Raw genomic sequence first — 24,495 nt, 5'->3', positions numbered from 1 at the left:
CCATGACCCAACAGTTTTACGTCTCACCGGAACAGCTCACCAAGGACCGCGCCGATTTTGCCCGAAAGGGGATCGCCCGCGGACGCTCAGTAGTGGTGCTCAGTTGCCGGGACGGGATTGCACTGGTCGCCGAGAATCCCTCGCCGTCCCTGCACAAGGTCGGTGAGATCTACGACCGGATCGCTTTCGCCGCGGTGGGGAAATACAACGAGTTTGAAAGCCTGCGCCAGGCCGGAGTCCGTTACGCCGACGTGCGCGGGTACTCCTATGACCGCGAGGACGTCACGGCGCGCGGGCTGGCCAGCGTCTACGCCCAAAGCCTCGGCGCGGTGTTCACCGCCGACAGCAAGCCCTTCGAAGTGGAACTCGCCGTCGCCGAGGTCGGCGCCCGAGTGGACGCCGACCACCTGTACCGGCTCACCTTCGACGGTTCGATCGCCGACGAGCGCCGGTTCATCGTGATGGGCGGGCAGGCGGACGCCGTCGGTGATGCCCTGACCGGGCGGTGGGACGAAGAGCACAGCTTCGCCGACGCGGTGCGGACCGCCGTCGACGCGCTCCGGCACGACGGCGGTCCGACTGGCGCACCCCGTCCCCGGCTCGAGTCGAGCGCACTGGAGGTCGCCGTCCTGGATAGGGACCCGCTCACCACCCGGGGGGCGCGCCGGGCCTTCCGCAGGTTGCAGCCCACCGAGGTGGAGGAGATCCTCAACGTCGGGAAGATCGGCACCTAATGGACCGCAGAATTTTTGGCATCGAAACAGAATTCGGCATCGCCTACTCCGGGCCCAACTCGCGCCCCCTCTCACCCGAGGAGGTGGCCCGCTACCTGTTCCGCAAGGTGGTGAGCTGGGGGAGATCCTCCAACGTGTTCCTCACCAACGGTTCCCGGCTGTACCTCGACGTAGGCTCCCACCCCGAATACGCCACGGCAGAGTGCGACGACGTCGCCCAGCTCATCGCCCACGACCGTGCGGGTGAGCTGATCCTTGAGGATCTGGTCGCTGAAGCGCAGCGGCGCCTGGCCCACGAGGGGTACGACGGGCGGGTGTACCTGTTCAAGAACAACACCGACTCGGCGGGCAACTCCTACGGCAGTCACGAGAATTACCTCATTCCGCGGAAGCTCGAATTCAGTCGGCTGGCCGACATCCTGATCCCATTCCTGGTCACCCGGCAGCTCCTGGTCGGCGCAGGTAAGGTCCTCAAGACGCAGACCGGTGCCGTATATGCCTTCTCACAGCGCGCCGACCACATCTGGGAAGGGGTATCCTCGGCCACCACGCGGTCCCGGCCCATCATCAACACCCGGGACGAGCCGCACGCCGACGCCGAGTATTACCGCAGGCTCCATGTCATCGCCGGGGATTCGACCATGGCGGAGACCACGACCCTGCTCAAGGTGGGATCCGTTGACCTGATCCTGCGGATGATCGAGGCCGGGGCCATCATGAAGGACTTCCGGCTGGAGAACCCGATCCGCGCGATCCGGGAGATCTCCCACGACCTCACCGGCCGGCAGCCTTTGAAACTGGCGAGCGGACGCACCATGTCGGCACTCGACCTGCAGCAGGAATACCTGTCACGGGTGAGCCAGTTCGTTGAAACGAACGGCGCCCACACCCCTCACGTGGAACGAATCCTTGAACTGTGGGGGAGGACCCTGCAGGCGGTCGGCAGCGGGGACCACGGGCTCATCGACCGCGAAATTGACTGGGCGATCAAGAAGAAACTGATCGACCGGTACCGGGACCGCCACGAGTTGGGCCTGGAATCGGCGAGGGTCGCGCAGCTCGACCTCACCTATCACGACATTTCCCGCGAACGGGGCCTGTACTTCCTGCTCCAGCAGCGCGGCGAGACCGAGCGGGTGGTGGACGACGTCGACATCAAGAATGCGGTGGACATTCCGCCGCAAACCACCCGTGCGCGTCTGCGGGGCGAGTTTGTCCGCCGCGCCAAGGACGCCAACCGCGACTTCACCGTCGACTGGGTGCACCTCAAACTCAACGACCGTGCCCAACAGACCATCCTGTGCAAAGACCCGTTCCAGTCGGTCGACGAACGGGTCGAGGCGTTGCTGGCCCAGCTGTGAATCCCCGGGGAAACCGAGCATCAGGAGAAACTTCGGCCCGCAAACCGTTAGGCTGGACAGGTTCAATCACCGGTCACAGGACGCTCGCCGCGGGCCGGGCGGGACGCACCACCGATCAACTGCATTACCGATGAACTGCTCAACCGATCTACTGCTTAGCCGATCAACTGCGAAAGAAGCACCGTGCGAAAAGCCCTCACCCTTGCTCTGCCCCTCCTGCTAGTGCTGACAGCCTGCGGCGGTGACACCGACCAAACCGAACGGAAGACGGCCGGAGACGCCGCAATCCTCGAATCGGTTCGCGTCGAGGGCGGATCCGACGAGGAGGCTCCCGAAGTGACGTTCGAGTCACCGCTGGAGGTCACCGGCCCCGCTGCTGCCACCGTCAGCACCGGTGACGGCGAGCCGATCGCCGACGGCGACCGCGTGACCTTCCACCTGGTGGGTCTCAACGCCGAAGACGGTGCCGTCCTCGGCGACACCTACTCCGCGGAACCGCAGACCCTCGATCTGGTCGAGAAACTGCAAGCAGACGACCCTGAGCTGTACGAGGTGCTGGTGGGGACCCCCATCGGGTCCCAGATCGCCTACACCAATGTCATTGAGGGCCAGGATCCCCAGCAGCTCATCGTGATGCGCGTAGTCGGCGCCGAAGAAGCACCTCCAGCGCCTCCGGTGCCCGAGGTTCTGACCCCTGAGGAGGTTGAGAAGCTGGACGCCGACGGCCAGCTTCCCACGTTCACGTTCGACGATGACGACGCTCCGGTCATCGACATCCCCGACAACGAGCCCTCAGACGACCTGGTCATCAAGGTCCTTGAGGCCGGCGACGGCGAGGTTCTCACCGAGGCAGACACGATCAGCGCCAACTACGCTGGCTGGCGCTGGGACGACGGCGAGCAGTTCGACTCCAGCTACCCCGGCGGTGAGCCGGTCGAGTTCCCGCTGACCGGCGTGATCGAAGGCTGGACCAAGGGCCTGGCCGGCCAGACCGTCGGCAGCAAGGTACTGCTCGTGATCCCCGCCCCCATGGGCTACGGCGATCCAGCTCCTGAAGGGCGCCCCTCCGGCACCCTGGCTTTCTATATAGAGATCGTCGAAAAAGTCGCCGCCGAATAATCACCGGCAGCACCACCCGAAGCACCAACCCAGAGGAGAGCTATGTCACTCGGATCACACGAAACCGACCGCACCAAACCGGAGATCGAATTCCCCGGCACCAATGTCCCCACCGAACTGGTCATCTCCGACCTGATCGAAGGGTCGGGTGACGAGGCGAAAGCCGGCGACACCGTCTCCGCGCACTACGTGGGCGTGGCCTTCTCCACGGGCGAAGAGTTCGACTCGTCCTGGAACCGCGGCGCACCGCTCGACTTCAAGGTGGGCATCGGCCAGGTCATTCAGGGCTGGGACCAGGGCCTGCTGGGAATGAAGGTCGGCGGACGTCGCCGGCTGGAAATCCCCGCCAGCCTCGCCTACGGTGACCTCGGCGCCGGCGGCGCCATCGCCCCCGGGGAATCGCTCATCTTCGTGGTGGACCTGATGGGCCTGCGCTAACCACAACGCCCGGGTGACAACGCGCGGGTGAAGATGATGGCCGGGGCGTAGTGTGCCCCGGCCATCATCTTGCGGGTACTCTTTCCAACGTGTCAGCTAAACGAACCGAACGCCTTCTCACCCTGGTCATGCTGCTGCTGTCCACCCGGCGCGGATACTCCAAGGAAGAACTGTTCGACGAGATCGAGCTCTATGGTGCGGCCCCATCGCCCGCCGCCCGGGAGAAACTGTTTGACCGCGACAAGGCAGCGCTCCGCGAGCAGGGCATACCAGTCCAGTCCTTCAGCGACGACCCGGCCTTCGACCACGACAACTCGATCCGGCGGTACCGGATCGCCGCCACCGAGTACCGCCTGCCGGCCGTCACCTTCACCGCCCAGGAGTCGGCGGCGCTGACCCTCGCCGCGGGGATGTGGGATGTTGCCACCCTCGACTCGGCAGCCGCCCGGGCGCTGCGGAAGTTGCAGAACCGCGGCGCCGCCCGTGACGACGCGGCAGCCGTCCCCGTTGAACCGCGCATCCACACCAACGAACCCCACTGGGATGAGGTGTGGCGTGCCACCACCTCACGCCGGCCCATCTCCTTCGGCTACCGGGCCGCCAGCACTGGCCGGGAGGAGGAACGGAGGCTCCAGCCGTGGGGGATGGGAAGCCGCTATGGGCACTGGTACGTGGTGGGCCGCGACCTGGACCGCGGCGAGGAGCGCTACTTCAGGCTTTCCCGGATCACCACAGCCCCCGTGCAACACGAGGGGACCTTCGACGTCCCGGACGACTTCACCATGCGTGACTCCCTGGCCTCGCTAGGACGCGCCAGCGAACCATTCAGCGCCGTCGTCGCAGTCCGCCCCGACACCTGCCACCTACTACGCACCCGCCGTGGCGCACTCAGCAGCGGCGACGACGGCGGCTGGGACACCATCACCTTCCCCTACGGTGACCCGGGAGAAGCGGCCGCCGACATCGCAGCGTTCGGTCCGCGCGCCCGGGCGGTGGCCCCACCGGAGCTCGTGGCACGAGTGGCGGAGCAGCTCGTTGCTGCAACAGCCGCCCAGGACGGGCCGTTCACCGCCCTCACGTTCACCGGTCGCGCGGCACGACCGGCCCGGCGGAAAACCTCATCCGACGCCCACCTTCGCAGGCTCCTCGACCTGGTGCCCTATCTCCTCGACCATCCGGGGGCGGACATGGACGAGACGGCCGACCGCTTCGGCGTCACCCGCGCGCAACTGGCCTCCGACCTGGAACTGTTGTTTGTCAGCGGCCCCCGTTTCTACCCGGAAGGCCTGATCGAGGTCAGCCTGGACGGTGACCTCATCTTCCTGAGCAACGCGGACCACCTTGCCGAACCGGTTCGACTGAACCTCGATGAGGCGTGCACGCTCATTGTGGGCCTTGACACGCTGCGGCGGTTGCCGGGGTTGAACCCCGGCTCTGCCGCTGCCACAGCCCACGCCAAACTCACCGAGGCGGCCGGTGACGCCGGGCGGGCCGGACGGGCCATCGCCACCACCCTCACCGAGGAGGCAGTGAGCCACACGCTCGAAACCATTCAGGCTGCCCTGGCCTCCCGGGTGCGCCTCGAGCTCACCTACCTCGTCCCCACCCGCGACGAGGTCACCCAGCGCACGGTCGAACCCATCAGGGCCTTCTCACGGGACAACACCTGGTACCTCGAGGCCTGGTGCACCAGCGCCCGCTCGGTCCGCAACTTCCGCCTCGACCGGATCCAGGCGGCCCACCTCACGGCAGACCCCGCAACGAGACGGCCATCCATCGCCGACGGCGATCTCCTGTTCCGCCCCACCGCAGGGGATACCCTGGTGACCTTCATCCTTCGGCCACCGGCGCGCTGGGTCGCCGAGCAGTACGACGCCGAGCGCACCCAGGAGTTAGCCGATGGGCAGCTCGCGGCGGAGATCAGGGTTGCGACCACCGAGTGGATTCCCGGCCTGATCGGCAGGCTCGGAGGGGACGCTGCCGTCGCAACGCCCGACGCTCTTCGGCGCGACTGCGTGGCGTGGCTGACCGCCGCACGCCTGAACTACTCCTGACAGCGATCGACCCGCCTGTCCCCATGACGGTCCTCGCTCCCTTAGACTTGAGCCATGCCTTGGTGGACGTGGATTGTGATCTGGGTGGCACTGCTTGCGCTAACCCTCCTGGTACTTGCCGTGCTGGGCTACCATCTCTTCCGCAAGGTCAAGGCCCTCCTCGCTGAGGTTGAGCATGCCACCGGCATGATCGACCAGTCCACCAGCCAGATGGCCGGCCCCGAACAGGTGGCATGCGACTCACCCGTGGCAGTGTTCAGGGATCCGGGCACTGTCAGGGACGAACTTCGCGACGCCAAGGCACTGCGGGTTGCCTCTCGCCGTGAGCGCCGCATCCACCGCCGGGTGGAGCACGGCCAGCCGGTGCGCCTGAAAGACCTTCCCCATGTTTGATCCTCGGCCCACGCTGCGCCAGCGCACCGATCCGACCGAGAACTATGAAAGGATTTCGTCATGAGACCTGAAGGTTGGGCACTTGTTGCCATCATCGTTGTCGCCCTGCTCCTCTTCGGAGCCCCCAAACTGCCCGGACTGGCCCGCAGCGTCGGCCAGTCCCTGCGGATCTTCAAGTCCGAGGTGAAGCAGATGAAAGACGACGATCCCGCAGACACGCCCGACCAGGGTTCCCCGGTTGAAGGGCGCGTCGTACCGCCGTCACACGGCAGTAGCGGCTACCGTGACCAGTCAGGACCGGCCACCCCCGGGCAGCACAACCCGCCGGGGTCAGCCGATCCGACGTCCCGCACACCCTAGGGTGAGCGGGCGGTGCTGAAGGTGCGGGGCAGGGGTCGCAAATCCAACCCTGAGGGGCGGATGGCTCTCAGGGAGCACCTGATAGAGGCCCGGAACCGGGTGGTCAAAGCGGCGCTGGCCCTCGTCGTCGGGACGGTTGCCGGCTTTTTTATCTACAATCCTGTCCTGACGGCGTTGTCCCGCCCCATTCTTGAGCTGAACGCCCGGGAGGGCAGGGAAGCGGTCCTGAACTTCGACGGCGTAGGGTCGCCGTTCGACCTGCTGGTTCAGGTATCGGTCTTCATCGGTATCATCCTCGCCAGCCCGGTCTGGCTGTATCAGCTGTGGGCGTTTATCACGCCTGGACTGAGAACCAAGGAACGCCGGGTGGCATTGTCCTTCATCGCCGTCGCCGTTCCGCTGTTCCTGGCGGGGATCTATCTCGCGTGGCTGGTGTTGCCGAACGCGGTGCGGGTGTTGACCGACTTCACCCCCAGCGGATTCTCGAACATCATCCTGGTGACCGCCTATATTACTTTTGTGCTGCGCCTGATGCTGGCCTTCGGCATCGCCTTCCTGCTTCCGGTGGTGCTCTTCGGATTGAACGTGGTGGGAATCCTCACCGGCAAGCAGATCCTCAAAGCGTGGCGGATCACGGTGTTCCTGATCTGCGTGTTCGCCGCCATGGCAGCACCGGGCGGCGACGCCCTTGGCATGCTCTACCTGGCCGCCCCGATGGTGGTGCTCTTCTTCATTGCCATCATGTTGTGCCTGCTCAACGACAAACGCCGCGAGCGGCGACGCGCCGCCCGGGACGCCGAGGTTGAGGCGGGGGCCGATACGGCGTCCACCATTGACGGACTCTAACCCGCCTCACCCGGTGCAACCCGCCAGCCGGGACAGTTTAGGCTTGATCGTATGACCTCCCCCGCCGAGCGGTACCAGCTAGCACGGGCGCGCACCGCACACACAGCGACGTCACTGCACCACTTTGAGCAGACTCTGGGTTTCGACCTGGATCAGTTCCAGCGGGACGCCTGTGTCTGCCTCGAAGCCGGGCGTGGGGTACTTGTCGCCGCACCCACCGGGGCGGGAAAAACGGTGGTCGGGAAGTTCGCCGTCTATCTTGCCCTTGAAAAGCGGCTGAAGGCGTTCTACACGACGCCCATCAAGGCGCTCAGCAACCAGAAATACTCGGAACTATGCGCTGTGTACGGGGCGGACCGGGTGGGCCTGCTCACCGGTGACACCTCAATCAACCCGGACGCCGCCGTCGTCGTCATGACCACCGAAGTGTTGCGGAACATGCTGTACGCCAACTCGGACACCCTGGTTGACCTGGGGTACGTGGTGATGGATGAGGTGCACTACCTTGCGGACCGGTTCCGGGGCGCCGTGTGGGAGGAAGTGATCATTCATCTGCCGTCCGAGGTGCGGCTGGTATCCCTCAGCGCGACGGTCTCCAATGCCGAAGAATTCGGCGCCTGGCTCGACACCGTGCGGGGGCATACCGATGTGGTGGTCTCCGAGCATCGGCCGGTGCCTCTCTGGCAGCACGTCATGGTGGGCCAGAACCTCCTCGATCTCTTCGCCGGGGATGTGGCCTTTGACGAGGCGGCGCCCGCCGGAGCTGACGCCGGAGCCGAGGACCGCTACGCGGTTAATCCTGAGCTCCTCGATCTGGCAAACTCGGAAACCCGCCTGAACCAGCGTTCAGGGTGGGGCGGAGGCGGTCCCCGGCGGGGGAGGGGTCCGGCGAAGAGGCCCCCGCAGGCGGCGTCCCGGGTCAGGCGTGCCAGCCGACCCCAGGTCATCAGCGCCCTCGACCGGGACGGCCTGCTTCCGGCCATCACCTTCATCTTCTCCCGTAACGGCTGCGAAGCGGCAGTCAGCCAGTGCCTCGACGCTGGCCTGTGGCTGACCACCGAGCCGGAACGCGAGATCATCGGCCGTCGCGTCGATGAGGCGGCCGCCGACCTGCCACCCGAGGACCTGGCGGTCCTCGGGTTCTGGGAGTGGCGGGAAGGTTTGATCAGGGGTTTCTCGGCGCACCATGCGGGGATGCTCCCCACCTTCAAGGAGGTGGTGGAGAAGCTCTTCGCGATGGGGCTGGTGAAGGCAGTGTTTGCCACCGAGACGTTGGCCCTCGGCGTGAACATGCCGGCCCGCTCGGTGGTCCTGGAGAAGCTCGACAAGTTCAACGGTGAGGCCCACGTCAATGTCACGGCGGGGGAGTACACCCAGCTGACGGGACGTGCCGGCCGCCGGGGGATCGATGTGGAAGGCCACGCCGTCGTCCTGTGGCAGCCCGGCACCGATCCGGGCGCCGTGGCCGGTCTCGCGTCCCGCCGCACCTACCCGCTGAATTCCAGCTTCCGCCCCACCTACAACATGAGCATCAACCTGGTCGCCCAGTTCGGTCAGGACCGGTCACGGGAAATCCTTGAAACGTCGTTCGCCCAGTTCCAGGCGGACCGTTCGGTGGTGGGTCTCGCGAAGCAGGTGCGGACCCGCGAGGAGTCCCTGAAGGGCTACGAACAGTCCATGACGTGCCACCTCGGTGACTTCACCGAGTACTCGAAACTCCGGCGGGAACTATCAGACCTCGAGGACGCCGCCGCGAAAACCAACTCCCGCAGCAGACGGTCGGCAGCCGCCTCGTCCCTGGAGATGCTGCGGCCCGGCGATGTCATTGACGTCCCTGCCGGACGCAGCCAGGGGTACGCGGTGGTCCTCAGCGCCGACACCTCCCGAGAGCCACGGCCCACCGTCCTCACCGAGGACAAACAGATCCGACGGGTCGGAGTGCAGGACCTCAGCGGGCCACTGGAGATACTGTCCCACATCAGGATTCCCAAGAACTTCAACGCCCGCAGCCCCAAGGACCGGAAGGATCTGGGTTCGTCGCTGCGCAACGCGCTTCACGATAGACGCCCGCCGCGCAGGGGGTCGGCCACCCAGGACGGCTTCCACACAGCGGTCGCCGAGCGTCAGGAGGCGGCCATCGCCGAGCTTCGGCGAAAGCTGCGAGCCCACCCCTGCCACGGCTGTAGTGACCGGGAACAGCACGCCCGGTGGGCCGAACGCTGGTGGAAGCTGCGCCGGGAAACCGACCGCCTCACCGGTCAGATCCGTGGCCGGACCAACACCATCGCGAAAACCTTCGACCGCGTGTCGGACGTCCTCCTTCACTACGGGTACCTGCAGGACACCCCAGCAGGCGCCACTGTCACCGCTGCTGGCCGAAAACTGCGGCGGGTTTATGGCGAGAAGGACCTGCTGATCGCCCTATCGCTGGAGCGTGGTGCCTTTGACGGCCTCGACGCCGCGGAGACCGCCGCGCTCGCGTCGGTACTGGTCTACCAGGCCAAACGGGAGGAACGCGGCCTGCGGCCGAAACTGCCCAGCGCCGCACTCGACTCCTCGGTCGACGTCGTCGTCCGCCAATGGTCGGCCCTGACGGACCTGGAGGAGCAGTTCAAACTCCCGGTCACCGGTGAACCCGAACTGGGCCTGGTCTGGCCCATGCACAAGTGGGCCAGGGGCACGGCGCTGCAGGCCGCGCTGAGCGGCACCGAACTGGCGGCCGGCGACTTTGTGCGGTGGACCAAACAGGTCATTGACCTGCTCGATCAGCTCGCCAAGATCGACGACCTGGCGCCGGGGCAACGCCGGTTGTGCATTGATGCGATTAGTCTCATTCGCCGCGGCGTGGTCGCCTACTCGGCCATCGGCGACTAGTTCCCGGCGTTCTCCCTGTTTGCACCACCGCTTGCACCACCGTCTGGAGCCCGAATGACCCCGACCCGCCCCGTGCTTTACCGCAACGGCTCCGTCTATAGCGCCGCGGACCCGTTCGCTACGGCGATGCTGGTTGACGGCGACACCGTCGCGTGGATCGGCTCCGAGCATGCCGCCGAATCCCTGGCCGACTCCACCATGACCGTCGTAGACCTGGCGGGTGCGCTCATCACCCCGGGGTTCGTGGACTCCCATGTCCACACCACCGAGACTGGACTGGCGTTGGAGTCCATCGACCTGGCCGGTTGCACCAACGTCACGGACCTTCTGGACCGGGTGGCCACCGCAGCGCGCACCGGCGGCCACACGGTGTTGGGGCATGGCTGGGACGAGTCCCGCTGGCCGGAGCCGACCATCCCCACGGCTCAGCAACTCGACGCGGCAGGGGGAGGGAAGCCCGTTTATCTGGCCCGCGTAGATGTCCACTCGGCTGTCGTATCAGGGTCGCTCGCCGCCAGCCTGGGATTAGCGGCGCTCCACGGCTGGGACAACGGCTTCGTGACGCACGACGCCCACGTCACGGCACGCCTCGCCTCCCGGAACCTCGGTGACTCCCTGCGGTCGTCGTACCAACGCGCAGCACTCCGCCGGGCGGCAGCCAACGGCATCGTCGCCGTCGCCGAGATGGGGGCACCGCATATTTCACCCACCGACGACCTGCTGTCGCTGCTCCGCCTGGAAGAGCAGACGCCGGTCGAGCCTCTCCCCGAGATCCTGGCGTACTGGGGGCAGGCGGTCACCACTCCGGCCGAACTCAGAGAGATAGTGGACCTCTTCGGTGGACGCCTGGCCGGGCTGGGCGGGGACCTCAACGTTGATGGGTCGATCGGGTCCCGCACCGCAGCCCTCCGGCAGCCCTACGCCGACGATCATACCCACCAGGGTTCAGTGTTCCTCACTGCCGACGCCGTCGCGGCCCACCTTGGTGCTGCGACCAGCGTGGGGATGCAGGCCGGATTCCATGTGATAGGTGACGCCGGCCTGGACGCGGTACTCGGGGGCCTGGCCCTGGTCGCCGGCGCGCACGGGATCGAGGCAGTCCGGAAGGCACGCCACCGCCTCGAACACGTCGAGTTCGCAGACGCTGAGGCCATCGCCCAGCTGGTGCACTTCGGTATTACCGTGAGCGCCCAACCAGCCTTTGACGCCCGCTGGGGTGGCGCCGATGGCCTGTACAGCCAGCGGGTGGGTGCTGACCGACTGGCCAGCATGAATCCTTTCGCGGGCTTCCTGGCCGCGGGCGTCCCACTGTGCTTCGGCTCGGACAGCCCGGTGACATCCCTCGACCCGTGGGCCACTCTCCGGGCCGGCGTGATGCACCACAACCCTGCCCACCGGATCTCCGCCCGGGCGGCATTTATTGCCCACACCAGGGCCGGCTGGCGGGCGGTCGGCACGGCGCACCCCCTGCTCGGGCAACTGGTCCCCGGCGCCCCGGCGTCCTACGCGGTCTGGGAGGTCGAGGAATTGATGGTCCAGACCGCCGACAGTCGCGTGCAGTCCTGGAGTACCGATCCCCGGGCGGGGACTCCGCTCCTGCCAGCGCTTGACACCGGGGCGGATCCGCTCTGCCTGGAGACGGTCCACCGGGGCCGCCAGCTGTACCAGGCCGAAGGATTCCGAGAAATTTCCTCGGCACTGCGTTCCGCGTCCTGACCTGCATAAACAAGCGTTTGTGCAGGTCAGGGAGCTGTTGACACGTGCCGCACAGCACGTAGGCTTGCAACTCAACGGGTCGATAATCCAGCACCACCGATGACCCGACCGTGCCGATTCAACGCACTTTTGGGGCAGCCACCGATTGTTTGGGATGGTTCGCCCCTGCGTTGCGGTATCGGTAACCAAAAAAACGGGTAGGTTCGCGCGCCAGTAGAAAACAGCTGTGATCCATCAGGATCCGTGCTGGCCCGAAGGCGCGTGAACCTACCCGGTTTCTTGGCACAGTTTTCCTGGCAATGGTGCGTTTGACCACGGCTGGGCGGCTCTTTTCGGTCCTGTCCGGGCATCCAATATACTGATCGTTTGGTTCCGGCCCACGGGACGCGTGCGCCCGAGGCGCACCCGCTACTTGATCAAAGGTTGCCTGAGTGCGAGTCGTCACCATCATTCCCACCTACAACGAGATCGAGTCGCTACCCCTGACCATCGCACGGCTGCGGCGCGCGGTACCGCTCTCGGACGTTCTCGTGGTGGATGACAATAGCCCTGACGGAACCGGGGATCTCGCCGACACTCTCGCCAGCGCCGACCCGCAGATCCACGTGCTGCACCGCACGGGCAAGGCGGGACTCGGTGCCGCCTACCTTGCCGGATTCGTGTGGGGTCTCGGCGCCGGGTATGACGTGCTGGTCGAAATGGACGCCGACGGCTCCCACCGTCCGGAGCAGCTACAGTCCCTGCTCGACCGGGTCCCCGACGCGGACCTGGTCATCGGGTCCCGCTGGATCCCCGGTGGCAGCGTGGTGAACTGGCCGCGCCGTCGGAAGCTGCTGTCCCGGGCCGGAAGCACGTACTCGCGGCTCATGCTGGGCATCGGTGTCAGGGATATCACTGCCGGCTATCGTGCCTTCCGTAGGGAAACCCTTGAGAAGGTCGACCTGACTACAGTCGACTCGGTGGGGTACGGGTTTCAGGTCGATATGACCTTCCGGGTGGCTACGCTGGGCCTGACGATCATCGAGGTCCCCATCACGTTCGTGGAGCGGGAATTCGGTGCGTCAAAGATGAGCGGCGGAATTGTGCTGGAGGCGATCGCCAACGTCACCCGCTGGGGGTTGGCCGCCCGGTGGCGGGCACTCACCGGGCGTTCATCGCCGAAGCGCGCTCTGCCCGCGCGGGACGCCTGACGAAGGCTGCCCACGCAAACACCGAACGAGGCTCTGGCGGCACGAAAAAGCCGGGCCGCTGGCCTTTCGGCGAACGACCCGGCCTGATGCGCTGGTGTTCCGGCTAGGCGGAACGACGCTCTCCGCGGCGTTCCCGCAGGATGGTCAACCGGTCCTGCAGGATCTGCTCCAACTCGTCCATGCTGCGGCGCTCCAACAGCATGTCCCAGTGGGTTCGCACAGGCTTGTCGCCTGACGTATCGGGGCGTTCCCCATCCACCAGCAGCGCTTCCTTGCCGGTTTTGGACACCCAGATCGGTGGAACATCGGCTTCCGCAGCGAAAGTGACGAACACCCGCTCGCCATCCCCACAACGGTATTCAACCCGCTGACGCGGAGCCGGCTCAACCCCGGACTCAGTCTCCATGCTTTGCGCTCCGAGGCGCATTCCGCGCAAGCTACGATCGCTCATGTATTCTCCTACTCAACAATTTGGCATCCGTAACGGCGGACGGTGGCGCGGCATTGGCTACCGCAACCTGCCATCTACATAACGCTGTGGAATTAGAGTCTGTTCCCGAGCAGACCAGCGAAACTACGGCAAACACCCAATTATACGCGGGGATGGTTGCAAACAGAAACCGGTCGGTTAGGCTTTCAGCTCGCTGTCGGGGGCGTCCGCTGTTGCGTCGCCCAGCACCTTGCCGATTCCCTTGAGCGCCTCGCCCACTTCACTGGGAATGATCCACAGCTTGTTGGATGACCCTTCGGCGAGTTTAGGGAGCGTCTGCAGGTACTGATAGGCGAGGAGCTTCTGCGTCGGGTTGCCCTTATGGATGGCATCGAAGACCTTCTGGATGGCCTGGGATTCGCCGTCGGCACGGAGGATGGCGGCTTTGGCGTCGCCCTCAGCGGCGAGAATAGCTGCCTGCCGCTGACCCTCAGCGGTAAGGATCTGCGACTGTTTGGTGCCCTCGGCGGTTAGGATGGCCGCACGCCGATCCCGTTCGGCGCGCATCTGCTTTTCCATTGAATCCTGGATCGACAGGGGCGGGTCGATGGCTTTGAGTTCCACCCGGGACACCCGGATCCCCCAGCGGCCGGTCGCCTCATCGAGCACGCCGCGCAGTTGGCCGTTGATCTGGTCGCGGGACGTCAGTGCTTCTTCAAGGTTCAGTCCACCCACCACGTTGCGCAGGGTAGTGGTGGTGAGTTGTTCAACTGCCTGGATGTAGTTGGCGATCTCGTAGGTCGCCGCCCGCGGGTCGGTCACCTGGAAGTAGACCACCGTGTCGATCGACACCACCAGGTTGTCTTCCGTAATGACCGGCTGTGGCGGGAAGGACACCACCTGCTCCCGCAGGTCGAGGAGGGGGAGCAGCCGGTCAACAAAGGGGATCAGGATGGTCAGCCCTGGTTGCAAAGTCCGCTGGTACTTACCGAGTCGCTCCACGACGCCGGCGCGCGCCTGCGGAATGATCCGCACGGATTTCACCAGGACGATCAGGACGAAAATGATCAGGGCAATCAGGACCACCGTTAGTCCGATTGCCCCTGCGTCGCTAGGCATAGGTTCCCCTTTGGTTTGGTAGCACGTTAGTTGGAAGAGTCGGCGGCCTGCGGGCGGGCTGGTGCACTGATCAGCGCCGTCGCACCGTCAATCCTGGAGACAGCGACGCGTTCGCCGGCAGGAATCAATGAGCCATCCAGCGTGCGGGCCGACCAGGTGTCCCCGCCAATTTTCACGGTGCCTGATTCACCGGTCACTACGTCGAGGGTAAGCGCCGACTCGCCAATCAGCCGGTCGATGTTGCTGAGTTGCTCGGGGGAACCGCGTTTGAGGTGCTTCAACGCCACCGGACGTACCACCAGCACCATGAGCAGCGATACCGCGCAGAAGAGGATCACCTGCAGGAAGAAGGCCGCGCCGAGGAAGGTGCTGATCATGGCCGCCAGGGCGCCCATGGCCATCATGACGAAGAACAGGTCGAGCGTGAGCGTCTCCACAGCGGCTAGACCAAGGAACAGGATCAGCCAGAGAACCCAGCCGTTCTCCATCAGCCACTCGAACATGTCTTCCCCTTGGGCTAGGGCGCCGGTGGGCGCGCGGACTGCGTTACTCCATCATGCCAAAGGGACTGGGGGAAACCTAGGGATCCGGGGCTCTGAAGGGCGGTTGTTATACATCCGCAAGCCGCACCGGTCCGGGGGGTCGCCGGAACACCTGGACGGTGAACCTGGCGCTCGTGGCCGTCCGCTCGGGAAACCCGGCCAACCCCGCCACCAGGTCGGGCGCGGCCAGATGGTGGCCAGCCGGGCCCATCAGGGCGACGTTGTAGATGTCGGTGGGGGACAGCTGCACGGTGGTGTCGACGGTGGCCATCTCGACTTCCTCGAACAGTCCCGCGAGTGTCATGGCCACGCCTTCGGCCTTGTCGGGTCGCACAGCGAGCAGCCCGGCGTCGTCGGCAATTTCGGCGAGATGGCCCGGCAACGGCGTCACGACCAGGAGCACACCCCCGGGAGTCAGCACCCGGTGGAACTCCTCCGGGTTGCGGGGGGCGAAGATGTTGATCATCATGTCCACCGCGGCGTCCCGCACCGGCAGGGTCCGCCAGACATCCCAGACCAGGCACACGCCAGCGTCAAGGGTCCCTGCAGCCCGGCGCAGGGCGAACTTCGAAATGTCGAGGGCAACAACCGCCGCACCCGGGTGTCTGCGGTGCAGCTCGGCCAGGTAGTAGCCAGTGCCGGCGCCGGCGTCGAGGATGACCCGCGGGTGGGGTGCGTGCCGCTGCGCGAGGTCGGCGACGGCCGTTTGCAGGGGGCGGTAATGGCCTGCGCCAAGGAAATCGGAGCGTGCCTGCACCATCACCGCTGTATCCGGTTGAAACGCCGTGCCCCGCCCGGTCAACAGATTGAAGTAGCCCTGCTTGGCTGCGTCGAAGCGGTGACCGGCCGCGCAGGCAAGCGTTCGTCCGGCCTCCGAAAGCTCCAGTTGCCCGGCGCACACCGGGCAGCGCAGCAGGTCTTCCGGGAGGCGGGGCATGGTTTCATCCTAGGGCCGGAATTGGGAACGGTCAGCGACTGATCTAGTCTCGGACGTGTGAAACCACATGAGCTGAATCACCTCCAGTCCGTAAGTTCACCGTCGCTCTCACCCGATGCGCAGCGCTGCGTCGTCTCGGTGACCCGACCCGATTTCGACGCCGACACGTACGTCGGGCAGTTGTGGGACCTGGCGGTACCCGATGGCACAGCGCGGCGGCTGACCCGGGGTTTCCGCGACACTGCGCCACAATATTCGCCCGACGGGACGGCCATTGCTTTTCTGCGGTCGGCACCGGGTGGCAAGCCACAGCTGATGATCGTGGACAGCCGCGGCGGCGAACCGCAGCAGCTGACCGACCAGAAGCTGGGGGTCGGGGCGTTCACCTGGTCACCTGACGCGTCCAGGCTCGCTTTCACCGCCCGGGTCCCCGAGCACGGGCGCTACGGGACGGTCGACGGTGTCGGCCCTGGGCTCGAAGATCCCCGCCTGATCACCACGTTCAAGTACCGGATGAACGGCCTGGGCTATTCGCTGGACAAGCGTTCCCACATCTTCGTCCTGGACGTGCCCCGCCTCGACGCCGAACCATTTGTGGAGCCGGTGGGTCGGGCCAAGGAAGCCGCAGCGGACAAGGTGGCCAAGGCTGCCGAACCCTCGTCGTCCGTAGCTGGGGCCAAGGGACTTCCCGACGCCGTCCAGCTGACCACGGCGGACGCCGATCACAACGAACCGGTGTTCACCCGGGATGGGCAGCGCATCCTGTTCACCGCCGCATTGCATCACGACGCCGACACCACCCTGTACACCGACATCCATTCGATGGCCGTCGACGGGTCCGACGTCGTCCGGCTCACCAACCGCGGTTCCGGCACCCGGGTGGGCTGCAACCGACCGGTCGAGAGCATCGACGGCAAGTGGCTGTTTTTCCTCGGAAGCGATCTGTCCGAGGACGGGCTGGACTTCCTGGCCCGCAACACCGCTCTCTACGTGGCTCCCGCCGGCGCGCCCGAGGAGGCGCGCGCCATCACCGACGCCGAAAGGCTCGATCTCGGCGAGGTCGGCGACATTGTGCCACGTGGTGCCGACTCGGTGCTGGTGTTCAACCGCACCCGGGGCAGGGGCACGCTGCTCGAGGTGTCAGCCGACGGTGCGCTGACCACCCTCGTCGACGGTGAGTTGATCGTGACGGGTGCCGCAGCGGCGGGGGACGTCGTCGTGGCGGCGTACACCGATCCGGGCACCATGGGGGAGCTGGCAGTGGTGTCCGGCGGGTTCCTCGCCCCGCTGACCGATCTGTCCCACACCCTGAGGGCTCACACCACCGTGGGCGCCCCGGTGGAGGAGACGTTCACCGCCAGCGACGGGCACGGCGTCCACGGCTGGGTCCTTGAACCCGAGGGGGAGGGACCCCACCCGGTACTGCTCAACATTCACGGTGGACCGTTCGCCCAGTACGGCTGGGGCTACTTTGATGAGGCCCAGGTGTACGCCGATGCCGGCTACGCCGTCGTCATGTGCAACCCGCGCGGTGCGGCCGGGTACGGGCAGGAGCACGGCAGGGTGATCAAGGGGGCCATGGGAACCGTCGACCTGCTGGACGTCATCGGCTTCCTTGAGGGCGCGCTGGACAAGTACCCGGCCCTTGACCGGGAACGGCTGGGAGTGATGGGCGGATCGTATGGCGGGTACCTGACCGCGTGGACCATCTCCCAGGACCACCGGTTCACCGCGGCAGTGGTGGAGCGAGGGTACCTTGACCCGCCGTCGTTCGTAGGTTCCTCGGACATCGGCTGGTTCTTTTCCGACGCGTACACCGGGTCGGACCCGGAGCAGGTGAGGGCCCAGAATCCGTTCGCCCACGTGGATCAGGTGCAGACCCCCACCTTCGTGGTGCACTCGGAAGATGATCTGCGCTGCCCGTTGGAGCAGGCCCAGCGCTACTACACGGCGCTGAAGCTGCGCGGTGTTCCCACCGAACTCCTGGTGTTCCCGGGGGAGACCCACGAACTGTCCCGGGCCGGATCCCCGTGGCACCGCCGGCAGCGGTTCGAGCACATCCTCCGGTGGTGGGCCACCTACCTGCCCACCGCCCAGAACCAGCCGTCGTGACCGGCTAGCCGGGAGGTGCCGGCGGCAGCGCAGCGTGCCGGGGCAGCAATATCTCGAAGCACGCACCCCACCCTGGCCTGGGGACCAGGGCCGCGCTGCCGCCGTGGGCTTCGGCGATCGCCGCGACAATGGATAGGCCCAGGCCTGCCCCACCCGCTTTCTCCGCCTCCCGGCCCGAGCCACGGTGGAACCGGGTAAAGATTTTTTGGGCATCCTGCGGCTGGATTCCGGGCCCGGAATCCAGCACCCACAACCGCACCCCGTCGGTTTCGACAACGGCTCCGAGCCTGATGATGGCGCCGACGGCGGTGAATTTCACTGCGTTGTCCGCCAGCTGCAGCAACGCCTGCGTCACCCGGTGCCGGTCTGCCAGGATGATGGCCGGTTCGGGGGCGGCGACCTGCCAGTCCCGGTCGGCGAGCGCCGTTATCTTCCGGTAGACGCCCAGCACCAGCTCCCTCACCTCGACCCGGTCCAGCTGCAAAAAGTCAGGCCGTCCAGCGCGGGCCAGCACAAACAGATCCGAGACGATCTGGTTCATCCGATCCACCTCATCGGTCACCAGCGCAACAGTCGCCGCACGTTCTGCCCGGGTTTCATCGAGGTCGAGGAGCTCCATGTGCCCCCTGATCACTGTGAGCGGAGTCCTCAATTCATGGCTGGTGTCGTCGAGGAACTGGCGTTGGGTCGTGAAGGACTGCTCGAGGCGGCCCAGCATGTCGTTGAACGCATCAGCAATCTGGGAGGCTTCATCGTTTCCGGTCGTGCCGATGCGCCGGGACAGGTCGGTGTCCGAAATGATTCTCGCCGTCTCGGCCAGGGACCTAAGCGGGCGGAGCACCCTCCCGGCCAGCGCGAGGCTGAGCAGGGACGCCAGGATGGTGGTGCCCAGCTGGACGATCAGCTGCGTCTGCACTGCACTATCGATCTCGTTCTGCTCGTTGGCGGGGAAGTTGGCCACCACGAACAGGCCATCAGTGGGGTCGCCCGGCACGGGCACGGCCACGTAGCTGGTGTTGCCCGCTGGTGTGTCGATGGTTCCCTTCTCCATCTCCTCAAGCCCCAGCCAGTACTCCACTGTGCTCCGGTACTCCCCGGGATCGGGTACCTGCTGGGCCCGCCGGGATTCGTACAGTTCACCGTCGATGAAGGCGAGCAGGGTTTCACCCTCGTCAGCGATCTCGCGGGAAAAATACACGTCGAAGATCGCCGCCAGGTCCTCGCCAAACGGATCCCCGGTCCGCGGGTCGACACCTCCGGCGAGGAGCCTGAACTCGTCGGCCTCACGATCCAGGCTGGTGCTGATCTCTTCATTGAGGCGTTCAAAAAGGACCAGTCGCAGCAGCAGCACTGACCCCACCGAGGACAGCACCAGCAGGACCACCACGACGGCGACAATGCGAACGCGGATGCTCGACGTCCAGCGCCACGAAGGAGTCCCTCTCATATCGCAACAGTATGCCCCGGATGCTGCACTGCCGGACGAGCCGATGCCCGAGGGTGCATGATTCCCCTGCGACCAGCCGATGGACGTCGAGGCGCTAGCCCGGCGGGTTGAACTGATTGCGCGGGCGTCGTTGCCACGCAGCCCGTGTCTGCACCAGAATCGGCAGTACTGTTGGTTTTGCTGGTGGGCATGAGGCCAACGACGCCGTCCAAAACTGCCTGATCCGCCGTAGCGGCCGTCGGTGGCCGTCGGTAGCCGTCGGTAGCCGTCGGTGGCCGTCGGGACTAGGGACTAGGGAGACACAATGAACACGTCAACGACGACCGCGGCGCATCAGTCAGGACTGCACGCCGCCGACCACCACGATCTGATCCGTGTTGAAGGCGCCCGGGAGAACAACCTTAAGGACATCACCGTTGAGATTCCGAAGCGGCGCCTGACGGTGTTCACCGGGGTGTCCGGTTCGGGGAAGAGTTCCCTGGTCTTCGCAACCATCGCCGCCGAGTCCCAGCGGATGATCAACGAGACCTACAGCGCGTTCGTGCAGGGGTTCATGCCCAATCTGGCCCGGCCCGACGTCGACCATCTTGAGGGCCTGACGACGGCGATCATCGTCGACCAGGAACGGATGGGCGCGAACCCCCGGTCCACTGTCGGCACCGCCACGGACGCCAACGCAATGCTGAGGATTCTGTTCAGCAGGCTCGGATCACCCTCTGTGGGACCGCCGACCGCCTTCTCCTTCAACGTTCCCACCCGTAGGGCAAGCGGGGTGATGAGCACCGAGAAGGCCGGCGGCAGGGTGGAGAAGAGCGTGGTGAAGGACGCAGTCTATCTGGGTGGCATGTGCCCGCGCTGCGAAGGGATGGGATCGGTCTCCGACTTCGATCTGACAGCACTGTTCGACGAGACCAAGTCGTTGGGGGAGGGAGCCCTGACCGTGCCCGGTTACAGCATGGACGGCTGGTACGGCAGGATCTTCAGCGGCGCCGGTTTCGATCTTGACAAACCGCTCGAAAAATTCAGCAAGAAAGAACTCTACAACCTGCTCTACCAGGAGCCCACCAAGATCAAGGTGGAGGGCATCAACCTCACCTTCGAGGGTGTCATCCCGAAAATCCAGAAGTCGATGCTGTCCAAAGATGTCGAAGCGATGCAACCCCATATCAGGGCTTTCGTGGAACGAGCCATCACCTTTCAGGCATGTCCCGAGTGCGAGGGGACCCGGCTCAGCCCGGAAGCCAGGTCGTCGAGGATCCAGGGCAGGAACATTGCCGATCTATGCAGTATGCAGATCGATGAGCTGGCCACCTGGGTTCGTGGCCTTCGCGAACCTTCGGTGGCGCCGCTCCTGAAGGGGTTGCAGCACCTGCTCGACTCGTTTGCCGGGATCGGGTTGGGCTACCTGTCGCTCGACCGGCCAGCCGGAACGTTGTCCGGGGGAGAGGCCCAGCGGACCAAGATGATCCGGCACCTCGGGTCGTCCCTGACCGATGTCACCTATGTTTTCGACGAGCCGACCATCGGGCTCCATCCCCACGACATCCAGCGGATGAACGGGCTGCTCCTTCAACTGCGCGACAAAGGGAACACCGTGCTCGTCGTCGAGCATAAGCCGGAAACCATCGCCATCGCTGACCATGTGATTGATCTGGGCCCGGGCGGTGGCACCCAGGGCGGCATCGTCTGCTTTGAGGGGAGTGTCGACGGACTACGCTCCAGCGACACTGTCACCGGACGCCACCTCGATGATCGGGCCGCCGTCAGGGACAAGGTGCGGTCGCCGTCGGGCAGCTTGAAGGTGCGCAACGCCTCGATGCACAATCTGCAAAATGTTGACGTGGATATCCCGCTGGGTGTCCTGTGTGTGATCACCGGGGTGGCCGGGTCGGGGAAGAGCTCGCTGATCCACGGGTCGGTAGCTGGCGGTGAGGGAGTGGTGGTGATCGACCAGGCCGCGATCAAGGGATCCCGGCGGAGTAATCCTGCTACCTGTACGGGCCTGCTGGAGCCAATCCGGAAGGCTTTTGCGAAGGCGAACGGTGTGAAACCTGCTCTGTTCAGCTCCAATTCTGAGGGGGCGTGCCCCACCTGCAATGGTGCCGGCATAATTTTCACCGAGCTGGGAGTCATGGCCACCGTCGAGTCCACCTGTGAAGACTGCGAGGGCAGGAGGTTCCAGGCGTCGGTGCTCGAATACACGCTGGGCGGGCGCAACATTTCGGAGGTCCTGTCCATGTCGATGACCGAGGCCGAAGCATTCTTTGGTGCGGATGAGGCCCGCACGCCGGCGGCGCACAAGATCCTGGACCGGCTGGTCGACGTCGGGCTCGGCTATCTTACGCTCGGTCAGCCGCTCACCACGTTATCCGGTGGTGAACGGCAGCGCGTTAAACTTGCCACGCAGATGGCTGACAAGGGCGACGTGTACGTGCTGGACGAGCCGACCACCGGCCTGCATCTGGCCGACGTCCAGAACCTGCTGGGCCTGTTGGACCGGCTGGTCGACTCCGGTAAATCGGTGCTCGTGATCGAACACCATCAGGCGGTAATGGCTCACGCCGACTGGCTGATCGACCTTGGCCCGGGTGCAGGCAACGACGGCGGCCGGGTAATCTTCGAGGGAACCCCGGCCGATCTCGTCGCCGCCAGGTCAACACTGACCGGCGAGCACCTGGCGGCCTACGTCGGCGCCTGAAACCAGCTCTTGATCGTTCTCGTCGAAACGCCGATAATCTACATTATGTCAAGTGGTAGTAAAGCGGCCCCATTTGATCCGCATGGCTATGACCGGGTTTTTCTCAGAGACTGTTCGACCGTCAGGTATCTGGCTTAGGTGATCGGATGTGCGTTTTGCTGCCGGAGCCGAACGTCCGCGAGCCCAATACATCGCGGCACCAATCTGGCACGGGATAGCTAAGGGAGCGAGGACGCGGGTTATGGCCCTCGAAATCCCGACCGTCTGGGCCACTGCAGCGGGTGACCTACCGACCTACGCCGTTCGGATGCGGTAACTATCTTCAACCCGGCACTCCCCCGGCGAGGTCAGCAGGGCGGGGAGATTCTGTCCGCACGCGGTGCAAGCAATACAGACACCGGCCGTATGAAACCATTACTCCATGTGGTTTGAGTCGTGGGAACAAGTTTTGAGGGTGCTGATCACCGGGTCGGTGTCGTGTGCCGCGTTGGTGGTGGTGCTACGTGCATCGGGCAAACGAACACTGGGCCAGCTCAATGCCTTTGACTTCATTGTCACAGTTGCCTTCGGATCGACGCTCGCCACGATCCTGCTCAGCGCAGACGTGTCCGTTGCGCAGGGGGCCGCTGCGCTGGTGTTGCTGGCTTCGCTTCAATTCGTTGTCGCCTGGCTGTCGGCACGCGATGGGCCGTTGCAACTGGACCAGGTGCGCAGGAACAGCCTAACGAAATCTGAAGTGCTCCAGGCGGTCCGCAGTAGTCGCTCAGGAGATCTATCGGACATCGCTGTCGTGGTGCTTGAGACCAACGGTACCTTCAGCGTCATTCCCGACATCAAACTCGGTAGCGGATCGGCACTCGACGGCGTGTCCAACTGGCGCAACCCGGGCACATCATGACGAGTCCGGAGAGGGTCCCCCGCGCTGATCCCCCACCCGCGGATCGGCTACGGTCGGCGGAGGAATTCGCCTTGCGCCTTGACAAGCCCATGGGAATCCTGGGCATCATCTTCCTTTTCATTGTGCTCGGTCAGCTTTTGGCCAAAGACCCAACTGTTGTTTTCGTGTTCAGCATTGTCGGCTGGGCTTTCTGGGCAGTTTTTGTCGCGGAGTTCCTGCTCCGTGCCTATATCGGCAGTTTCAGCGGTGCGTTCTGGCGCCGGAACTGGTGGCAATTGGTCTTCCTTCTGGTGCCGTTCCTCAGGTTCTTCAGGGCATTACAGGCCTTCCGCCTGATCCGGCTGACCCGGTTTGCACGGTTTGGAGGGATCCTCTCGGCTGGCATTCGAGGATCTCGTTCCGCTGGCAGATTACTCTCCAGCAGGATCGGCTGGCTCGCCGCAGTGACGGCCGTGGTGATCCTTGCCGCCAGCCAGCTGCTCTACGCCACAGGCTCTCACGAGTCCTATATCGACGCATTGTTCGAAGCTGCAATGGCGACAATTACCGGGGCAGGTATCACTCCAACCGACCCTTTCGCCCGGGTGCTGCAGGTGTTGCTGGCCATCTACTCGGTGGCAGTTTTTGCGACCCTCGCCGGATCTTTGGGAGCCTTCTTCCTCAGGGACCAGGTGCCGACGGCCCAGGTGGCGACGGCCGGCGATAACCCCGCGGAGAAAGCACAAGTTGGGGCGATCGTGGACAGCTGAGCAGCCTTCGCCAGACGGCATACCGGTGCGATGGACGCCCAGACCAACCGACAGAAGCTGGAGGCGGGCCTGCCCGACTGGCGGCACCTGGCACAGGCATCCGGAGCTGGCTGAGGCGTTGGAAATCTATCTGAATCCTGGGAAGGAAGCGTATTTGGAGCGGGGCTAGGCTTTTCGGGGTGTGGATAACTCTTGTCCACTGCTCCTGCACATTGGCCTTTTTTACTGGTTTGTTCGAAGGTGTGTTCGATAGAATTGGTGTATGGCAATCACCCAGTTCGAGCGGCCGACTGATACTCCTCGGTATTTGGCGTGGTTGAACATGGAGCTGTCGGGGATTGCTGGTTCGTTTCGGGTCGAGAGTTTTTTGATGCCGACCCGTGAGCTCGCTGAGATTGCGGTTGCTATCGAGCAGGTCGCGAGGACCGCTGAGCAGCTACAGTTGATCGCCGCGCATGCGGTGGAGTATCAGAATGTG

21 protein-coding genes are annotated in these 24,495 nt (G+C 65.0%); 16 read left to right on the top strand and 5 right to left on the bottom strand.

Translation table 11 applies throughout. The annotated features are described in order from the left end of the window. The first annotated feature begins 2 nt into the window (after window positions 1-2). The 11 genes from prcA (at window position 3) to ACX80O_RS03740 (ending at window position 13,085) form a co-directional block, all read left to right on the top strand. A complete protein-coding gene (gene prcA, locus ACX80O_RS03790) occupies window positions 3-734 on the top strand; it encodes a proteasome subunit alpha (RefSeq protein ID WP_459307293.1) in 732 nt (243 codons plus the stop codon). Then, complete coding sequence (gene pafA / locus ACX80O_RS03785) at window positions 734-2,095, top strand: Pup--protein ligase (RefSeq protein ID WP_459307292.1); 1,362 nt, start codon at window positions 734-736, stop codon at window positions 2,093-2,095. The genes prcA and pafA overlap by 1 nt, the downstream gene beginning before the upstream one ends. Before the next feature lie 183 nt (window positions 2,096-2,278). Continuing rightward, window positions 2,279-3,214 (top strand): FKBP-type peptidyl-prolyl cis-trans isomerase, encoded by a 936-nt coding sequence (locus ACX80O_RS03780; RefSeq protein ID WP_459307291.1) that lies wholly within the window; start codon window positions 2,279-2,281, stop codon window positions 3,212-3,214. Window positions 3,215-3,256: 42 nt separating this feature from the next. Beyond that, complete coding sequence (locus tag ACX80O_RS03775; RefSeq protein ID WP_459332592.1) at window positions 3,257-3,652, top strand: FKBP-type peptidyl-prolyl cis-trans isomerase; 396 nt, start codon at window positions 3,257-3,259, stop codon at window positions 3,650-3,652. An 89-nt stretch (window positions 3,653-3,741) separates the two neighbouring features. Next, the gene (locus tag ACX80O_RS03770; RefSeq protein ID WP_459332591.1) at window positions 3,742-5,706 is read left to right on the top strand and encodes a helix-turn-helix transcriptional regulator; all 1,965 of its coding nucleotides are present in this window, start codon (window positions 3,742-3,744) and stop codon (window positions 5,704-5,706) included. 54 nt (window positions 5,707-5,760) lie between these two features. Then, the gene (locus ACX80O_RS03765; protein ID WP_459332590.1) at window positions 5,761-6,099 is read left to right on the top strand and encodes a hypothetical protein; all 339 of its coding nucleotides are present in this window, start codon (window positions 5,761-5,763) and stop codon (window positions 6,097-6,099) included. A gap of 60 nt (window positions 6,100-6,159) precedes the next feature. Next, the gene (tatA, locus tag ACX80O_RS03760) at window positions 6,160-6,459 is read left to right on the top strand and encodes a Sec-independent protein translocase subunit TatA (protein WP_459307287.1); all 300 of its coding nucleotides are present in this window, start codon (window positions 6,160-6,162) and stop codon (window positions 6,457-6,459) included. Window positions 6,460-6,519: 60 nt separating this feature from the next. Then, on the top strand, window positions 6,520-7,305 hold the full coding sequence (gene tatC / locus ACX80O_RS03755) for a twin-arginine translocase subunit TatC (protein ID WP_459307436.1): 786 nt from the start codon (window positions 6,520-6,522) through the stop codon (window positions 7,303-7,305). A gap of 51 nt (window positions 7,306-7,356) precedes the next feature. Next, window positions 7,357-10,179: a DEAD/DEAH box helicase gene (locus ACX80O_RS03750; protein WP_459332589.1), complete on the top strand. Its 2,823-nt coding sequence runs from the start codon at window positions 7,357-7,359 to the stop codon at window positions 10,177-10,179. A 54-nt stretch (window positions 10,180-10,233) separates the two neighbouring features. After that, on the top strand, window positions 10,234-11,895 hold the full coding sequence (locus tag ACX80O_RS03745) for an amidohydrolase (RefSeq protein ID WP_459332588.1): 1,662 nt from the start codon (window positions 10,234-10,236) through the stop codon (window positions 11,893-11,895). 431 nt (window positions 11,896-12,326) lie between these two features. Further along, the gene (locus ACX80O_RS03740; RefSeq protein WP_459332587.1) at window positions 12,327-13,085 is read left to right on the top strand and encodes a polyprenol monophosphomannose synthase; all 759 of its coding nucleotides are present in this window, start codon (window positions 12,327-12,329) and stop codon (window positions 13,083-13,085) included. A 103-nt stretch (window positions 13,086-13,188) separates the two neighbouring features. On the opposite strand, the gene ACX80O_RS03735 is transcribed toward ACX80O_RS03740, so the two are convergent. From ACX80O_RS03735 to ACX80O_RS03720, 4 genes are all read right to left on the bottom strand, one after another. Further along, window positions 13,189-13,536, bottom strand: a complete 348-nt coding sequence (locus ACX80O_RS03735) for an RNA polymerase-binding protein RbpA (protein ID WP_196840475.1) — start codon at window positions 13,534-13,536, stop codon at window positions 13,189-13,191. Between the two features lie 177 nt (window positions 13,537-13,713). After that, complete coding sequence (locus tag ACX80O_RS03730) at window positions 13,714-14,634, bottom strand: SPFH domain-containing protein (protein WP_459307283.1); 921 nt, start codon at window positions 14,632-14,634, stop codon at window positions 13,714-13,716. A gap of 26 nt (window positions 14,635-14,660) precedes the next feature. Next, on the bottom strand, window positions 14,661-15,137 hold the full coding sequence (locus ACX80O_RS03725) for an NfeD family protein (RefSeq protein ID WP_459332586.1): 477 nt from the start codon (window positions 15,135-15,137) through the stop codon (window positions 14,661-14,663). Between the two features lie 106 nt (window positions 15,138-15,243). Continuing rightward, window positions 15,244-16,113 (bottom strand): putative RNA methyltransferase, encoded by an 870-nt coding sequence (locus ACX80O_RS03720; protein WP_459332585.1) that lies wholly within the window; start codon window positions 16,111-16,113, stop codon window positions 15,244-15,246. Between the two features lie 57 nt (window positions 16,114-16,170). On the opposite strand from ACX80O_RS03720, the gene ACX80O_RS03715 reads away from it, so the two are divergent. Beyond that, complete coding sequence (locus ACX80O_RS03715) at window positions 16,171-18,225, top strand: S9 family peptidase (protein WP_459332584.1); 2,055 nt, start codon at window positions 16,171-16,173, stop codon at window positions 18,223-18,225. A gap of 4 nt (window positions 18,226-18,229) precedes the next feature. Here the strand turns inward: ACX80O_RS03715 and ACX80O_RS03710 are convergent, their stop codons facing one another. After that, window positions 18,230-19,672 (bottom strand): sensor histidine kinase, encoded by a 1,443-nt coding sequence (locus tag ACX80O_RS03710; protein ID WP_459332583.1) that lies wholly within the window; start codon window positions 19,670-19,672, stop codon window positions 18,230-18,232. Window positions 19,673-19,976: 304 nt separating this feature from the next. Between ACX80O_RS03710 and ACX80O_RS03705 the strand changes: the two genes are divergently transcribed. The 4 genes from ACX80O_RS03705 to ACX80O_RS03690 all read left to right on the top strand — a co-directional run. Then, window positions 19,977-22,370, top strand: a complete 2,394-nt coding sequence (locus ACX80O_RS03705; protein WP_459332582.1) for an ATP-binding cassette domain-containing protein — start codon at window positions 19,977-19,979, stop codon at window positions 22,368-22,370. A 421-nt stretch (window positions 22,371-22,791) separates the two neighbouring features. After that, window positions 22,792-23,268, top strand: coding sequence for a DUF421 domain-containing protein (locus ACX80O_RS03700; protein WP_459307277.1), 477 nt, complete (start codon window positions 22,792-22,794; stop codon window positions 23,266-23,268). Between the two features lie 71 nt (window positions 23,269-23,339). Further along, window positions 23,340-24,017 (top strand): hypothetical protein, encoded by a 678-nt coding sequence (locus ACX80O_RS03695; protein WP_459332581.1) that lies wholly within the window; start codon window positions 23,340-23,342, stop codon window positions 24,015-24,017. Between the two features lie 262 nt (window positions 24,018-24,279). Beyond that, the coding region (locus tag ACX80O_RS03690) for a hypothetical protein (RefSeq protein ID WP_459332580.1) at window positions 24,280-24,495 on the top strand (216 nt) is incomplete at its 3' end.

This window comes from Arthrobacter glycogeni (assembly GCF_054511155.1).
This window is presented reverse-complemented; position numbering and strand designations above follow the sequence as displayed.

Coding starts and splice junctions, on each gene's coding strand:
- ACX80O_RS03705 (WP_459332582.1), top strand. CDS start 19,977: ATGAACACGTCAACGACGACCGCGGCGCATCAGTCAGGACTGCACGCC.
- ACX80O_RS03775 (WP_459332592.1), top strand. CDS start 3,257: ATGTCACTCGGATCACACGAAACCGACCGCACCAAACCGGAGATCGAA.
- pafA (WP_459307292.1), top strand. CDS start 734: ATGGACCGCAGAATTTTTGGCATCGAAACAGAATTCGGCATCGCCTAC.
- ACX80O_RS03730 (WP_459307283.1), bottom strand. CDS start 14,634: ATGCCTAGCGACGCAGGGGCAATCGGACTAACGGTGGTCCTGATTGCC.
- tatC (WP_459307436.1), top strand. CDS start 6,520: ATGGCTCTCAGGGAGCACCTGATAGAGGCCCGGAACCGGGTGGTCAAA.
- prcA (WP_459307293.1), top strand. CDS start 3: ATGACCCAACAGTTTTACGTCTCACCGGAACAGCTCACCAAGGACCGC.
- ACX80O_RS03700 (WP_459307277.1), top strand. CDS start 22,792: ATGTGGTTTGAGTCGTGGGAACAAGTTTTGAGGGTGCTGATCACCGGG.
- ACX80O_RS03750 (WP_459332589.1), top strand. CDS start 7,357: ATGACCTCCCCCGCCGAGCGGTACCAGCTAGCACGGGCGCGCACCGCA.
- ACX80O_RS03735 (WP_196840475.1), bottom strand. CDS start 13,536: ATGAGCGATCGTAGCTTGCGCGGAATGCGCCTCGGAGCGCAAAGCATG.
- tatA (WP_459307287.1), top strand. CDS start 6,160: ATGAGACCTGAAGGTTGGGCACTTGTTGCCATCATCGTTGTCGCCCTG.
- ACX80O_RS03725 (WP_459332586.1), bottom strand. CDS start 15,137: ATGTTCGAGTGGCTGATGGAGAACGGCTGGGTTCTCTGGCTGATCCTG.
- ACX80O_RS03710 (WP_459332583.1), bottom strand. CDS start 19,672: ATGAGAGGGACTCCTTCGTGGCGCTGGACGTCGAGCATCCGCGTTCGC.
- ACX80O_RS03720 (WP_459332585.1), bottom strand. CDS start 16,113: ATGCCCCGCCTCCCGGAAGACCTGCTGCGCTGCCCGGTGTGCGCCGGG.
- ACX80O_RS03765 (WP_459332590.1), top strand. CDS start 5,761: ATGCCTTGGTGGACGTGGATTGTGATCTGGGTGGCACTGCTTGCGCTA.
- ACX80O_RS03745 (WP_459332588.1), top strand. CDS start 10,234: ATGACCCCGACCCGCCCCGTGCTTTACCGCAACGGCTCCGTCTATAGC.